The sequence below is a fragment of the Neobacillus niacini genome, assembly GCF_030817695.1.
Lineage (GTDB): Bacteria > Bacillota > Bacilli > Bacillales > Cytobacillaceae > Neobacillus > Neobacillus niacini_F.
This window is the reverse complement of record NZ_JAUSZQ010000002.1, coordinates 1680018-1695193: the sequence shown is the minus strand read 5'-3', so window position 1 is coordinate 1695193 and position 15176 is coordinate 1680018. Positions and strand designations below refer to the sequence as shown.

The following is a 15176-nucleotide window of genomic DNA, read 5'->3' as shown; positions in this document are numbered from 1 at the left end:
TCTTTCCCTCCTATACGAAACTTGGCATAAGCGCTTTTTCCGCTGCCATAGCCGCTTCGAAAAACAGGTCGCACACCGTTTCAAGCTGGTCTTTTGTGATAATCAGCGGAGGCAGGAATCTGACCGTACTTCCGTGGCGGCCGCCAAGCTCCAGGATCAGCCCTCGTTTAAAGCATTCCTGCTGAATTTTCTTAGCCAGCTGCGGATTTGCAGGATAACTTCCGAGAGCATCTGCAGGAGCAGTTTTGTCAACGATTTCGGCTCCGACCATAAGACCTAAACCTCGGACGTCACCAATGGATTGGACATCTTTTTTCATTTCCTTTAAGCGCAGCATAAGGAAGTCTCCAAGCAGAGCTGCCTGCTCGTCAAGTTTTTCCCGCTTAATAAACTTCATTGTTGCCGTACCTGCTGCAATGGCCAGCTGATTGCCGCGGAAGGTTCCTGAATGAGCGCCAGGCTCCCACTGGTCTAAATCTTTGTGATAGACAACGACCGCAAGAGGAAGAGTACCGCCAATTGCTTTTGATAAAACAACCACATCAGGAGTAATGCCGGCATGCTCAAATGCAAACATTTTTCCCGTGCGCCCGAATCCTGTCTGCACTTCATCCACTATAAGTGGAATTTGCTGTTCAGAAGTAATCCGCCGGACTTGCCTCACCCATTCATTTGGTGCAGGTATGGCGCCTCCCTCCCCCTGAACAACTTCCATGACCATTCCCGCAGGCTTTACAATCCCTGATTCCGGATCATTCAAGGTCCGTTCAATGAATGTCGATCCGACTGCTGCTCCTTCTTTTCCCCCTATGCCAAACGGACAGCGGTATGCATATGGATATGGAAAAAAGTGAACATCAGACATCAGATTCGGAATTTTCTTCTTCGGTCCAAGATTCCCCATAAGGCTGAGGGACCCATTAGTCATTCCGTGGTATCCGCCTTGAAACGAGAGCATTCCGCCCCTTCCAGTTGCCGTTTTCACAAGCTTCATTGCTGCTTCAATCGCATCTGAACCAGATGGGCCGCAAAATTGAATCTTCGCATTTTCTGCGAACGAGGCCGGCAGTGTATCAAACAATTCTTCTACAAACTCCTCTTTCATTGGCGTCGTAAGATCAAGCGTGTGAAGCGGACGTTTCCCTCTGATTACCTTTTCCATTGCTTCAATCACAACCGGATGGTTATGGCCAAGTGCAAGTGTGCCTGCTCCTGCCAGACAGTCTATGTACGTTTTGTTCTCCACGTCTTTTACATAAATCCCTTCTGCTTCACTGATGGCAATCGGAATTCTGCGCGGATAGGATCTTGCATTCGATTCCCGTTTATTTTGACTGTTTAGGTAGAATTCATTTGTCAGCATATATAATCACCTTTCTTTTTGATAATAATTCTCATTCTCAATTAAAAATAAAAAACGTTCTCTTAGCATCGTTTTTAAAGTTCCGGCCAGTTGCATCATGGCTGAATCTGTACTTTTGACCTGGACAATCATATTTGAAAAAAAATGTGAACGATCTACTTGAAATGCAGATACTTCACATGGTCCCCTTCGTTTTTATGTTTTTTGAATACTGAATTCTTCAGCTCCTGTCTGTCAGTACATTGATTACATGAAAATATTAATTGAAAATGATTATCATTGTCAATGAAAATTCAGAAAATTAGTTCATCCTTCCCATTCAAAGTTTTCGAGTATAATTTTTGGTAGAACATTTTTCCTATTTTTACCTATAAAAAAAAGAAACAGCAACAACGCTGTTTCCTTGCTCTCTTATAAAGTAATCCTAACTCCAGATTGTGCTAAAAATCTTTGGTATTTTTTAAAATTAGGCTCTGTTATTATTCATCGTTGATTTTCGTGTAGGGTTGAGAATTCAATAGGCGGAGAATTTCCGGCTATTGTATATAGAGGAACCTTAAGAAGCAGATATAAGCGGAGATATTCCGGTTAACTGCTTTAAAAAAGACAGATTCCAAGGATTTGGATACAATAAGCGGAAAACCTCCGCTTATTTTTAAGGAAATATGGGTATTTCCCAATATAAACGGAAATTCTCCGCTTATTTTCCAAACACAGTAAAATCAACATTCAGTTTTAACAGAGCCTAAAATTAATAGCATTAGCGATGAGGAGTTTAGTGTTAAAAAAACAACATGTACCCCAAACCAATTAGCAAAAACAAGGCGCATAAACCAAAAAGCACTTTCGCTAACGTCTCCACTTCTAATCTCCCCTTACGAAATCCCTGCACCTATCACATAGGATAAGCCGATTGAAATAATCAACGCAATCAAACCAACCGCACGATTATCATTTTTTATTTCTTGATCTATATTAAATTTAGGTGTTAAGAATTCAAAGATAAAATATCCTGCCAGTAATAACACAAAGCCAAATACTCCCCAACTAATCATTGTAACCAATGAATCATTTTGTTCAATGGAATAGCGGAATATATTAGCAATTCCGAAGATTTTCCCTCCGGTTGCCATTGCTACGGCGATATTGCCCTTTTGGATTTCTTCCCAATTTTTATATTTCGTTACCAACTCAAAAATGGCTAAAAAGACAATCACACATAAGATTACCACACTATAATTGGCCGCGCTTTGAATATACACGTTATCCCAAAACTGGTTCATTCCTATTCTCCCCGGTCCTTATTTAAATTCAACTACAGTAACACCAGAACCGCCCTCACCCGCTTCTCCAAAACGAATTTTTTTAACAGAACGGTGATTTCGTAAATATTCCTGGACTCCCTGTCTTAAAGCTCCCGTGCCTTTTCCATGAATTATTGAAACACGAGGATAGTTTGATAATAACGCATCGTCGATATATTTTTCCACTCTCATGAGTGCGGCCTCGTATCTTTCTCCGCGTAAATCCAACTCTAACTTTACATCGGCGTCTCTGCCTTGTACAATCGCCATTGGTCTCGTTTCTACTGGTTTTGGCGTGCTGATATACTCTAAATCCTTTTCTTTTACCTTCATTTTCAGGATGCCGATTTGTACCTGCCATTCGGTATCTGTGACTTTTTCAAGCAGTGTACCCTTTTGACCAAAGGTTAGAACTTTCACTTCATCTCCAGGCGTAAACGTATGCGTCTTCGTTTTCTTATTGACTTGGTTCGCAGATTTCTTTATTTCAGGAGTTGCAGCATCAAGACGGCGTTTTGCATCAATTAATTCGTGTTCCTTGATCTCAGCATGCTTTTCAATCCTCATTTTACGAAGGTCACGAATAACCTTTTCTGCCTCACTCTTTGCTTCTTCAACAATTTCACTAGCCTGTTCAGCAGCTTTTTCAAGCATAGCGTCTTTGTTCTGATAAAATTCTATCATTTGCTTTTGCATATCCTGATGAAGCTTTTCTGCCTGTCTTAAATAATCACGGGCTTCCTCGTGTTCGATTTCAGCTTGGCGCTTACTTGCCTCAAGAGACGCAATCATCTTATCAATTTGATTTGTATCTTCACTAACATGAGATCTTGCAGCCTCTATAACGCGTTCATTTAACCCTAATCGTTTTGAAATTTCAAACGCATTGCTTCGTCCTGGTACGCCTAGTAGAAGCTTGTAGGTTGGGCTTAATGTTTCAACATCAAATTCAACACTGGCATTAAGAACACCTTCGCGATTATATCCATAGGCCTTTAATTCTGGATAATGGGTAGTGGCAATCACTCGTGCCCCTCGATTATGGACCTCATCTAAAATAGAAATGGCAAGCGCAGCACCTTCCTGAGGGTCCGTTCCGGCACCAAGTTCATCAAATAGGACAAGGGAATTAAAGTCGACCTTTTTCAAAATGTCCACGATATTTACCATGTGCGAAGAAAAGGTACTTAAACTCTGTTCAATGGACTGCTCGTCGCCAATATCCGCATAAATGGCGTCAAAAACAGCAAGTTCTGAGCCATCATAGGCTGGAACCTGTAAGCCGGCCTGCGCCATTAACGAACATAAACCGAGCGTTTTTAAGGTAACCGTTTTACCGCCAGTGTTAGGTCCGGTAATGACAATTGTCGTATAGTCCTTCCCGAGCAAAATATCATTCGCTACCACATCGTCAATTGGAATTAACGGGTGTCTGGCTTTGTATAAGGCAATTCGACCTTCATTATTCATGCGAGGCATACTTGCTTTCATCTTCCGGCCATATCTTGCCTTTGCAAAAATAAAATCAAGATTACCCAGAACCTCAACAATCACCTGCAGCTCCGACTCAAACTCAGCGGTCTTGGCCGAAAGTTCTGTCAAAATTCTTTCAATTTCAAGCTGCTCTTTTACTCTAATATCCTGTAATTGATTATTTAATTGGACAATTACTTGTGGTTCAATAAATAGAGTTTGCCCTGATGAGCTCTGGTCATGGATGATACCGCCATAATGACCTCGGTACTCCTGTTTAACAGGAATAACAAAGCGATCATTTCGGATGGTAATAATCGAATCTGACAGCATTTTTGCTGCATTGGATGAACGAATCATACTCTCTAATTTTTCACGTACCCGCGCTTCATTCGAGCGCAGCTGGTGCCTTAATGTGCGAAGCAGGTCACTCGCACTATCAAGAACTTCCCCACCCTCATCAATGGCATGTCTGATTGATTCCTCCAAATAGGCTAGAGGAATAATACGGTCAACCTGTTCCAATAATATTGGGATTTCGGTTCTTTCTTCTGCAATATCTTCAATAAATCGTTTCATTTGCCGGCTTGTATGGATGGTACTCGCAACCTGAATCAACTCGTGTGAGCTAAGTACACCCCCAATGACCGAACGTTTAATATGTGCTCGAATATCGTGTATTCCTGATAACGGGACATTTCCTTTGATTCGTAAAACGGTCGTTGCCTCATCTGTTTCTGCCTGTAGTTTAACGACCTCTTCATAATCTGTTGATGGTACTAATCTTTTTAACTTATCTATTCCAAGAGACGAAGCTGCATGTTCAATGAGCTGATCTCTTACTTTCGTAAATTCCAATACCTTTAACGTTCTTTCTTGCATGGAGATGAACCCCCTATTTTCGATTATGCAAAAATTCTAGTAAGTCATTCGGTTCAAGTGCGTTAACTACTGATGATTTTTTTATCCAGCCTTTTTTTGCTGTTGATACCCCTACACCCATATGTGACAGCGTTTCTTTTTTATGGGCATCGGTATTAATAAATAGTTTAACTCCCGCGTCCTGTGCTTTCCGTAAGTATTCAGCTTTTAGATCCAATCGATTCGGATTGGCATTAAGCTCTAAAGCGGTATTTGTTTCTTTGGCTAATTCTATCAGCATATCGATATCGACATCGTAACCTTCACGTCGGCCAATTTTCCGCCCAGTCGGATGCGCAATTAAGTCCACATGTGCATTTTCAAATGCTGTGCGTAGGCGCTCCATGATTTTCTCTCTTGGCTGTGAAAAAGCAGAGTGAATCGAAGCGATGACGAAATCCATTTCAGCAAGCAGATCGTCCTCATAGTCCAATGTGCCATCTGGCAGGATATCCATTTCAACCCCTGATAAAATTAGTATATCATCGTATTTTTCATTTAATTTTTTTATTTCTTCTTTTTGCTTCAACAACCGCTCACGTGTCAGCCCATTTGCCACTTTTAAGTATTGGGAGTGGTCCGTTATCGCCATGTACTTATAGCCCTTTTCACGGCAAGCTTCCACCATTTCCTCAATCGTGTGAGCACCATCGCTCCAAGTTGAATGCATATGAAGATCGCCCTTAATGTCACTTAACTCAATTAACTCACCTTCGTAAGCAGGAAACTCCTCTACTTCTTTTCCATCTTCTCTCACTTCTGGCGGAATAAATGGAAGATCAAAATGCTTGAAAAACTCTTCCTCTGATGAAAATGTTAGAATTTCACCAGTCTCCACATTTTCAACACCATACTCACTTATTTTTTCTCCACGTTCTTTAGCCAGCTGTCTCATCCGGACATTATGGTCCTTTGAACCCGTAAAATGGTGAAGAGTCGTGATGAATTCCTCTGGCTTAACGAGACGAAAATCTACCGATACATCAAAATCAAATCCAAAAACAAGTGATACTTTTGTATCTCCAGCTCCAATAATTTCTTTTATATTAGGGAATTCCAGCAGAAATTGTTTTACTTTTTCTGGCTGTTCACTTGAAATGATAAAATCAAGGTCTTTAACGGTTTCCCGTACTCTTCGCAAGCTTCCTGCCCGAGAATATTGATGAATCTCAGGAAGTTCAGCAAGTTTTGCCTCAATAAGGTCGGCAATTGGAAGCATATAGGCAAGAGGAAGACGATCCGGCCTCGAGCCCACATTGGCAATAGCACTTAAAATTTTCTCTTCAGTCTTTTTTCCGAATCCTGCTAATGCTTGGACTTTTCCTGCTTTACAGGCTTCTTCTAAGGTTGTGACATCTTTGATACCTAGTTCTTTATGGAGCTTTGCAATCTTTTTCCCCCCAAGGCCAGGCAATTGTAATAGCGGAACTAATCCTTTCGGAACCTCTTCCTTAAGCTCATTTAATACCGTGGAAGTGCCTTCATTTATGTATTCTTCTATAACAGCGGCGGTCCCTTTACCGATCCCTGATAACGACGTAAAATCTTCAATCTCTGATAAACTTCGATCATCAAATTCCAGTGCCGACGCAGCTTTACGGAAAGCAGAAACCTTGAAGGGATTTTCACCTTTTAGCTCCATGTACACCGCGATGGTTTCTAATAAACGAATTAAATCTTTTTTATTTACCTCCATTATTTCCAACCACCTTACCATTATTTTAACCTTTTAATAGAAAAACTTCTCTCCTAGAGAGAAGTAAGGGCGTTCTCTCCTCAGAGAGAAGTAAGGGCGTTCTCTCCTCAGAGAGAAGTCAATGCAGCCGTATATTCTATCCATATATTCTTGATTTGTTCTGATAGAAATGGCGTATGATTAACAAGAAGATTCGCCATAATGGAATCCTCCATTGGTTTTTGTAAAAATTCCATTGGAATTAGCGCAGCAATATATAATAAAATAAAGAGAATTAAGTAGACTTCCGCGAAACCAAGTAAACCGCCTGCCCATACATTAAGCTGCTTAAGAATAGGCAAATGGGCAATAAAATCAAGCATCGATCCAATAATTTGCAGTAAAATCTTTACCGCAAAGAAGATAATAATAAACGCAATCGCGCGGTAAAAGGCTTCCTCCATATTACCGTTCTCACTTAATAGTTTTAGAGGAGAAGTCGTACCTAGATTCGGATACGGAACCCATAGTGTTAATCTGGGCGCCAGATCGTCATAGTATAAATTTGCCACTATGTATGCAATAATAAAACCTGTTAAATGGACCAACTGCAAGATGAATCCTCTTTTTAACCCAATAAAAAAACCAAAAATTAATAGTACAATAATTGCTAAATCCAGCATGACTGATTCAGTCCTTTTCCTTTTGTAATTCAGATTGCAGCTTCTCTAATTGTTCCTTCATTTTAACGAAGTCATTGACTGCATTTACTGCTGTTAGTACAGCGAGCTTATTTACATCTAGTAACGGATTCCTGGAACCAATTTCGCGCATTTTTTTGTCAACTAAGGAAGCGACATGTCGAACATGACTTTGGTTTTCGGTTCCTAAAATAACGTATTGAGTTCCGTATATATCAACGGTTGTTCTAGTTTTTTCTGTATTTGACAAATTACTGCCTCCATTCGATTCGAAGAAATCCCTAATTTATAATATAACACGAACGGATGTGTGTCGAAAAGAAGAAAAGCAAAAGCGCCTGTTCAGCCCCGACAAGCGCTGGAGGGCCAGCAGGTGAAGTCGCTCTTTGACTTCACCAGTTGGACCGAAGCGACCTCGAGGGGCTAGGCGCTTGAACTAGACAAGTAGAACAGTTTGAATTGGTGTTTTTTTACTTTTTTAAGAATAATGTCGAGGAGTGTTTTTGGAGTGGGAAATGTCGTGCTAAATCTAAGTATGTCTGAAATTAATAAAATGAAAAGCTACTATGAAGGTAAAATACTAGAGAAAACTCCTCCAGGAAGTGTGTTTGCTGCCAAGACTGCTGGCTCAATGATTACTGCCTATAAATCTGGGAAAGTTCTATTTCAAGGGAGTGGCTCTGAAGCAGAGGCCAGCAGGTGGGGGCAGGCAGCTGCAAAAGCTCCTGTGAAATCTAGTGCCCCTAAAGGTAATCTGCCAGAAGGCTTTAGCAACTGGTCCGTTATTGGCTCCGATGAAGTCGGTACGGGCGATTTTTTTGGCCCCATCACCGTAGTAGCTGCTTATGTGAAGAAGGAAGATATCCCTTTGTTAAAGGAATTAGGGGTAAGAGATTCGAAGGATTTAAATGATGATAAAATCATCGCTATCGCAAAGGTTATTAAAGATGTGGTCCCGTTTAGTTTAATGACGCTCAAAAATGAAAAATACAATCTGCTGCAAAAGGCAGGGATGTCACAAGGAAAAATGAAGGCCATTCTCCATAACCAAGCTATCCTTAATGTACTGGAGAAAATTTCACCTGTTAAACCTGAAGGAATTCTGATTGACCAATTTGTTCAAGAGAGTACCTATTTTCAGCATGTGAAAAATCAAAAAGCTGTTGCGAAGGAAAATGTTTATTTTAGTACAAAGGCGGAGGGTATCCATCTCGCCGTAGCTGCAGCATCAATCCTCGCACGTTATGCTTTTGTACAGTATTTTGATAAGCTTAGTGAATCCGCCGGCTTTAAAATCCCAAAAGGAGCAGGATCTCAAGTCGATGAAGCCGCAGCAAAGCTGATTTTGAAAAAAGGACGAGAGGTATTGCCTCAATTTGTTAAGCTTCATTTTGCTAATACGGAAAAAGCAATGAATCTTGTGAATAAAAAGAGAGGCTAGTGCACTTGAACCTTTCATGCGACCACTTTTTCTAGAATCTAATCGAGTTTGCGCTTCATTGAACACTTCATGAGATCACTTTTTTCAGAATCTAAAAGATTTTCGGCTTCATAAACAAGAACATAAAAAATGACCTAGTTAAATTTGTTCACTAGGTCATTTTTCTATCTATAACTATCCTCTCAATACTGCTCCTGCCTGAGTTTTTAAGGCTTCAAGTACCTGAGTATGAACTTTTGTTACTTCTTCGTCCGTTAATGTACGTTCCGGATCCATGTATTTTAGTGAGTAGGCAATGGATTTCTTACCTTCTTCCATGCGTTCACCCTCATATAGATCAAATACACTAACTTCTTTAAGAAGCTTTCCGCCAGCTGTTTGGATAATATCCTTCAACATGCCTGATACTGTTTCCTTATCAACGACAAGAGCAATGTCTCTTGTGATGGATGGGAAACGAGGAATCGCTTCGTATCTAAGTGCTGCCGTCGCTTCTTCAAGCACTGCCTTTAATGAAAGCTCAAAAACATACGTATCTTTCAAATCAAGTTCTTTTTGAATAGTTGGGTGAACTTGACCAACAAAGCCAATCCGCACACCATTTAAGTGAATTTCAGCTGTTCTTCCTGGGTGCATATTATCCACTTGAGCCTGAACATATGTCACACTTTCTGTAAGACCAAGCTTGGCAAACAATCCTTCTAAAATGCCTTTTAACACGTAGAAGTCAACAGCCTTTTTCTCACCCTGCCAAGAATGGCTGTGCCATAAACCAGTAATCGCACCTGCTAAATGCTCCTGCTCTTCAGGTAAAACTTCATTTCCATTTGCTAAGAACACAGCACCTGTTTCATAAACAGCGAGACTGTCGTTTTGGCGCGCACTGTTGTATTTTACTACTTCGAGCAGCTGCGGCATAATGCTTAAGCGCAGGATACTGCGGTCCTCACTCATCGGCATTGCCAGACGAATGAAATCACGTTTCTCAAGTGCAAATTGTGCAGCTTTTTCTTCACTTGTTAAAGAGTAGGTTACCGCTTGGTACAAGCCTGCTCCTTCTAAATATTGGCGGACAACGCGGCGTTTTTCCTGGTAATCTGATAATTTACCTGGTGTAGCTGAACCGATTGGCAATGTTTTCGGAATGTTATCATAACCGTAAAGACGCGCTACCTCTTCAATTAGATCTTCCTCAATCTTAATATCGCCACGGCGTGTCGGAGCTGTAACGGTAATTGTTTCTCCTTCACTGCTTACTGCAAATTGAAGACGTTCGAAAATTCCTTCTACTTCGGCAACTGTTAAATTTGTACCGATGACATTATTTATTTTTTCTAGCGTGATTGAAACAACTGCAGGTTCAACTGTTAGTGTGTCAACTTCAGAAGCTCCTTCTAATACTTCACCGCCAGCGTATTTTGCGATTAAGCAGGCAGCACGCTCACCTGCTGCACGTACACGATTTGGGTCAACACCCTTCTCGAAACGAGCGCTAGCTTCACTGCGTAATCCATGGTCTTTAGAAGCTTTTCTTACAGTTCCTCCTGTAAAATAAGCCGCCTCCAACAATACGGTTGTTGTATCTGAAGTCACCTCAGAATTAGCTCCACCCATAACACCCGCTAATGCAACTGGCTCTGTACCGTTTGTAATCACTAAATGGTCAGAAGTTAATGTACGTTCAACGTCATCTAGTGTTACAAATTTTTCACCATTGTGCGCACGACGGACTAGAATTTCTTTTGAACCTAAACGATCATAATCAAATGCGTGCAGCGGCTGACCGTATTCTAATAAAATATAGTTAGTAATATCGACTACATTGTTATGAGGACGAATTCCTGCAGACATAAGCCTTGTTTGCATCCAAAGTGGTGCAGGACCGATTTTTACATTCTTAATGACTTTCGCAGCATATAAAGGATTATCTTCATTTGCTTCTACTTTTACTGTAATTAAATCAGTTGCTTTTTCAGTTACTGGCTGAACATCGATTTCTGGAAGCTTTACTTCTCTGCCTAGAATTGCAGCTACTTCATAAGCTACACCCAGCATGCTTAAGCAATCTGCGCGGTTTGGTGTTAAACCAAGCTCAAGAACTTCATCATCACGGTTTAATAACGCGATTGCGTCGGTACCAACCTCTGCATCCTGAGGAAAAACAAAAATACCTTCTGAATAGTCCTTTGGTACCACCTTTGCTTCGACACCAAGTTCTGTTAATGAGCAAATCATTCCATTTGATTCTTCACCGCGAAGCTTCGCGCGTTTAATTTTAAAGTTACCCGGTAATACTGCACCAACTGTTGCAACAGCTACCTTTTGCCCTTGTGCGACATTAGGTGCTCCACAAATAATTTGAACAGGTTCACCTTGACCAATGTCCACCTGGCATTTGCTTAATTTATCAGCGTTAGGGTGTTGAACACGTTCAACCACATGACCTACAACTACACCTGTGATTCCTTCGTTAAGGACGTCTACTCCCTCAACCTCAATCCCACTTTTAGTAATTTTTTCAGCTAATTCAACAGCTGACACTCCGGATAAATCTACATAATCCTGGAGCCATTTATATGAAACGAACATATCGTGCTCCTCCTCCTACTCGTGTTTTGAAAACTGTTTTAAGAAACGTACATCATTTGTATAGAAATGACGAATATCATCGACACCATATTTCAACATGGCAATTCGCTCTGGTCCCATACCGAAGGCAAAGCCAGTGTATTTTTTAGAATCATAGCCAGCCATTTCAAGAACGTTTGGATGAACCATTCCGGCTCCAAGAATTTCAATCCAGCCTGTTTTCTTACAAACATTACAGCCATGTCCGCCGCAAATCATACAAGAAATGTCCATCTCAACGGAAGGCTCTGTGAACGGGAAGAAACTTGGACGTAATCTGATTTCACGGTCATTACCGAACATTTTCTTAGCAAAAACCTCTAATGTACCTTTTAAGTCACTCATGCGAATGTTCTCGCCAACCACAAGGCCTTCGATTTGCATGAACTGGTGAGAGTGTGTCGCATCGTCATTATCACGGCGGTATACTTTACCTGGACAGATAATTTTGATTGGACCTTTCCCTTGGTTCTTTTCCATGGTCCGCGCCTGAACAGGTGATGTATGTGTACGCAGTAAAATCTCATCTGTAATATAGAAAGAATCCTGCATATCACGGGCAGGGTGACCCTTCGGTAAATTTAACGCTTCAAAATTATAATAATCCTGCTCTACTTCAGGACCTTCTGCCACCTGATAACCCATTCCAATAAACAAATCTTCAATTTCTTCAATGATTCTTGTTAATGGATGGTGGTTACCAACCTTAACGGGTCTTCCTGGCAATGTAACATCGATTGATTCAGAGGCTAATCTTTCTAAAACGGCAGCTTCTTCTAAATCTTTCTGTTTTGCCTCTAATGTAGTAGCAATGGCTTCACGAACTTCATTTGCAAGTGCTCCCATAATTGGACGCTCTTCCGCTGAGAGTTTACCCATTCCACGAAGTACTTCCGTGATTGGACCTTTTTTTCCTAAATAGGCAACGCGGATGTCATTTAATTCTTTTAAGCTTGAAGACTGTTCAATTTTTTGAATAGCTTCCTGCTGCAATTCTTTTAATCGTTCTTGCATCGTATTTCCTCCTTTTTTAATGTGTAAATTTAGGCGGTTTCTTTTTCCAAACAAAAAAACCCCATCCCTGGAAAGGGACGAGGTTTATAGTTCGCGGTACCACCCTTGTAAACACGGTATGTATAAAACACATGTGTTCGCTTCATTGGGATAACGGCTAGGCCGGTACATCTTTACACATGCTTTTGCACGTGGTCCCGATGTCAACTCTGGAGGTGAACTTCTCTTAACCTTCCCATAAAAGTGCTTTCAGTCACGGCACCTTCTCCCTAAATGGTCTTTGATAAGATACTTTTCTCCGTCATCGTTTTTGTTATTTTTCAATAATGTAGATTATTATATAATACTTTACTTAACGATTCAAACTAGTATCGTCTATTTTTTTAAAAAATATAACAATATGCCCGTCGCCACGGCTACGTTGAGTGATTCGCTTTGTCCGTAGATGGGAATATATAGGTTTGCTGTCGTTTTTTCAAGCAGCTCTTTGTTAACCCCGCTGCCCTCGTTGCCTACGAGTAATGCAAAGCAATCATCTGTTGAAATATCAGTATATGCAGAAGCCCCTTCAAGTGCTGTACCATAAACGGAAATATTTTTCGCTTGCAGCTTTTCGACCCAATCATTGAGATCGCCACTTAGGATAGGCAGGTGAAAATGACTGCCTTGTGCCGAGCGAAGTACCTTTGAATTATAAACATCAACACTGCCCTTACCTACAACAACTGCGTCAATGCCGGCTGCGTCAGCTGTGCGAATCATCGTTCCTAAATTCCCTGGGTCCTGTACGGCGTCAATTAGCAGATACGTCTTCGCAGCTGGTATTTCTATTTGAACCTGCCGGCAAACAGCATAAATTCCTTGCGGTGCCTCCGTGTCAGATAATGAATTTGAAATTTCCTCTGTTACGACCGTGACTGGTATCTCCCCGGAATCCCAGCGCGGCGGAAGACCTGTCTTATCAGAAACGATAATCTCCATAACCCTATCACTTTGTTTTAATGCTTCTTCAACTAAATGAAAACCTTCTACTAAGAATGTTCCGGATTTATCCCGTTCCTTTTTTGTTAATAGCTTCTTCCATTGTTTTACTTTTGGATTTTGAATAGATTCAATATGCTTCAAATTTGTACTCCTTCAGTGTTTTTTCTCATTATATCCCAAAAAAAATACATAATAAAACTAAAATTAGAAAACATATTAGAGTAATACAGGATAAAAAAGGAGTGAATTCATATGAACTTAAACTTACGAAATGCAATTATTCACAATGTTTCAGGTAACTCACAAGAACAATTAGAAGATACAATCGTTGATGCCATCCAAAATGGTGAAGAAAAAATGCTCCCAGGATTAGGTGTATTATTTGAAGTCATTTGGAAAAATTCCTCTGAGGAAGAAAAGAAAGAAATGCTTTCAGCACTTGAAAGTGGTTTAAAGTAATTTATATTGTGCTGCCGATATGAATCGGCAGCTATTTTTATGCTTATCCACCAGTATTTCTCGCCATCCGCCAGTATTTAATAAAAAAATCCCCGATATAATATCGAGGACATCATCTTTATTCATAGGTAATTTTATCGACTGTTTCACGATCTAAACGCTTGATGACTTCAACAATCAACTTAACTGCATTTTCGTAGTCATCACGATGGAGCATGGCGGCATGCGTATGAATATAGCGAGTTGCGATTGTAATTGGTATAGAAGGCACACCATTGTGCGTAGTATGAATCGGACCTGCGTCTGTTCCGCCGCCTGGAATGACATCGAATTGATAAGGGATATTTAACTCATCCGCAACACTGATAATTAAATCACGCAAGCCTTTATGTGCTACAAGGGTAGCGTCGTATAGGATGATTTGCGGACCTTTCCCCATCTTGCTCATTGCTTCTTTTTCAGTAATCCCTGGAGTATCCCCAGCAATCCCAACATCGACTGCAAAACCGATATCAGGGTTAATTTTAGCTGCAGAGGTTCTTGCACCACGTGCACCGATTTCTTCCTGTACGGTTCCAAGACCATAAACCTCATTTGGATGATCCGTATCTTTCAATTGCCTCAATACATCAATGGCAATGGCACAGCCAATTCGGTTATCCCATGCTTTTGCTAAAAGAAATTTTTCATTATTCATCACAGTAAATTCAAAATATGGTACGACCATATCACCTGGCAGGACGCCCCACTCCATTGCTTCCTCACGGCTTGAAGCACCGATGTCAATAAACATATCTTTTATATCTACTGGCTTCTTACGAGCTTCTGCCGGTAAAATGTGCGGCGGCTTGGACCCGATGACACCAATGATATTACCTTTATTGGTAACCACGGTGACTCGTTGTGCCAGCATAACTTGTGACCACCAGCCGCCTACTGTTTGAAAGCGCAGGAAACCCTTATCATCAATTTGAGTTATCATAAAACCAACTTCGTCTAAGTGGCCTGCTACGATAATTCTTGGACCACCCTCTTTACCAACCTTCTTGGCAATTAAACTGCCAAGTCCATCAGTAGTGACTTCATCCGCATATGGTGCTATGTACTTTCTCATTACTTCGCGAACTTCCCGTTCGTTGCCAGGAATGCCATTGGCATCTGTTAGATCCTTAAACATGGTTAAGGTTTCATCCATTTTAGCCATTGCTTCGCC

General features: G+C 40.9%; 12 protein-coding genes and 1 other annotated feature. Of the genes, 2 read left to right on the top strand and 10 right to left on the bottom strand.

Features of this window, described 5'->3' with window-relative positions; translation table 11 throughout:
• Positions 1-10: 10 nt before the first annotated feature.
• The 6 genes from QFZ28_RS08695 to zapA form a co-directional block, all read right to left on the bottom strand.
• Positions 11-1363, bottom strand: a complete 1353-nt coding sequence (locus tag QFZ28_RS08695) for an aspartate aminotransferase family protein (RefSeq protein WP_307194257.1) — start codon at positions 1361-1363, stop codon at positions 11-13.
• Between the two features lie 875 nt (positions 1364-2238).
• Entirely contained in the window at positions 2239-2646 is a 408-nt protein-coding gene (locus QFZ28_RS08690) for a DUF350 domain-containing protein (protein ID WP_307194256.1), read from the bottom strand.
• An 18-nt stretch (positions 2647-2664) separates the two neighbouring features.
• Positions 2665-5022 (bottom strand): endonuclease MutS2, encoded by a 2358-nt coding sequence (locus tag QFZ28_RS08685; protein ID WP_307194255.1) that lies wholly within the window; start codon positions 5020-5022, stop codon positions 2665-2667.
• Between the two features lie 13 nt (positions 5023-5035).
• The gene (polX, locus tag QFZ28_RS08680) at positions 5036-6757 is read right to left on the bottom strand and encodes a DNA polymerase/3'-5' exonuclease PolX (protein WP_307194254.1); all 1722 of its coding nucleotides are present in this window, start codon (positions 6755-6757) and stop codon (positions 5036-5038) included.
• A 107-nt stretch (positions 6758-6864) separates the two neighbouring features.
• Positions 6865-7419 carry a CvpA family protein gene (locus QFZ28_RS08675; RefSeq protein ID WP_307194253.1) on the bottom strand — a complete coding sequence of 185 codons (555 nt, stop codon included), beginning with the start codon at positions 7417-7419 and terminating at the stop codon, positions 6865-6867.
• Positions 7420-7426: 7 nt separating this feature from the next.
• Positions 7427-7687 carry a cell division protein ZapA gene (gene zapA / locus QFZ28_RS08670; protein WP_307194252.1) on the bottom strand — a complete coding sequence of 87 codons (261 nt, stop codon included), beginning with the start codon at positions 7685-7687 and terminating at the stop codon, positions 7427-7429.
• A gap of 258 nt (positions 7688-7945) precedes the next feature.
• On the opposite strand from zapA, the gene rnhC reads away from it, so the two are divergent.
• Positions 7946-8878, top strand: coding sequence for a ribonuclease HIII (rnhC, locus tag QFZ28_RS08665; protein WP_307194251.1), 933 nt, complete (start codon positions 7946-7948; stop codon positions 8876-8878).
• Positions 8879-9052: 174 nt separating this feature from the next.
• On the opposite strand, the gene pheT is transcribed toward rnhC, so the two are convergent.
• The 3 genes from pheT to QFZ28_RS08650 form a co-directional block, all read right to left on the bottom strand.
• A complete protein-coding gene (gene pheT, locus QFZ28_RS08660) occupies positions 9053-11467 on the bottom strand; it encodes a phenylalanine--tRNA ligase subunit beta (RefSeq protein WP_307194250.1) in 2415 nt (804 codons plus the stop codon).
• Positions 11468-11482: 15 nt separating this feature from the next.
• Positions 11483-12520 carry a phenylalanine--tRNA ligase subunit alpha gene (gene pheS / locus QFZ28_RS08655; protein ID WP_307194249.1) on the bottom strand — a complete coding sequence of 346 codons (1038 nt, stop codon included), beginning with the start codon at positions 12518-12520 and terminating at the stop codon, positions 11483-11485.
• A 70-nt stretch (positions 12521-12590) separates the two neighbouring features.
• Positions 12591-12834 (bottom strand) — a binding site (T-box leader).
• 61 nt (positions 12835-12895) lie between these two features.
• A complete protein-coding gene (locus QFZ28_RS08650) occupies positions 12896-13645 on the bottom strand; it encodes a TrmH family RNA methyltransferase (RefSeq protein WP_307194248.1) in 750 nt (249 codons plus the stop codon).
• 111 nt (positions 13646-13756) lie between these two features.
• Here QFZ28_RS08650 and sspI point away from each other — a divergent pair, with 111 nt between their 5' ends.
• Entirely contained in the window at positions 13757-13963 is a 207-nt protein-coding gene (gene sspI / locus QFZ28_RS08645) for a small acid-soluble spore protein SspI (protein WP_307194247.1), read from the top strand.
• Positions 13964-14081: 118 nt separating this feature from the next.
• Here the strand turns inward: sspI and QFZ28_RS08640 are convergent, their stop codons facing one another.
• Positions 14082-15167 carry a M42 family metallopeptidase gene (locus QFZ28_RS08640; protein WP_307194246.1) on the bottom strand — a complete coding sequence of 362 codons (1086 nt, stop codon included), beginning with the start codon at positions 15165-15167 and terminating at the stop codon, positions 14082-14084.
• Positions 15168-15176 lie beyond the last annotated feature (9 nt).

What these genes read in the sequence shown, in the direction of transcription:
- QFZ28_RS08690 (WP_307194256.1), bottom strand. Translation starts at nt 2,646, where the DNA reads ATGAACCAGTTTTGGGATAACGTGTATATTCAAAGCGCGGCCAATTAT.
- polX (WP_307194254.1), bottom strand. Translation starts at nt 6,757, where the DNA reads ATGGAGGTAAATAAAAAAGATTTAATTCGTTTATTAGAAACCATCGCG.
- QFZ28_RS08685 (WP_307194255.1), bottom strand. Translation starts at nt 5,022, where the DNA reads ATGCAAGAAAGAACGTTAAAGGTATTGGAATTTACGAAAGTAAGAGAT.
- QFZ28_RS08695 (WP_307194257.1), bottom strand. Translation starts at nt 1,363, where the DNA reads ATGCTGACAAATGAATTCTACCTAAACAGTCAAAATAAACGGGAATCG.
- sspI (WP_307194247.1), top strand. Translation starts at nt 13,757, where the DNA reads ATGAACTTAAACTTACGAAATGCAATTATTCACAATGTTTCAGGTAAC.
- pheT (WP_307194250.1), bottom strand. Translation starts at nt 11,467, where the DNA reads ATGTTCGTTTCATATAAATGGCTCCAGGATTATGTAGATTTATCCGGA.
- QFZ28_RS08675 (WP_307194253.1), bottom strand. Translation starts at nt 7,419, where the DNA reads ATGCTGGATTTAGCAATTATTGTACTATTAATTTTTGGTTTTTTTATT.
- QFZ28_RS08640 (WP_307194246.1), bottom strand. Translation starts at nt 15,167, where the DNA reads ATGGCTAAAATGGATGAAACCTTAACCATGTTTAAGGATCTAACAGAT.
- pheS (WP_307194249.1), bottom strand. Translation starts at nt 12,520, where the DNA reads ATGCAAGAACGATTAAAAGAATTGCAGCAGGAAGCTATTCAAAAAATT.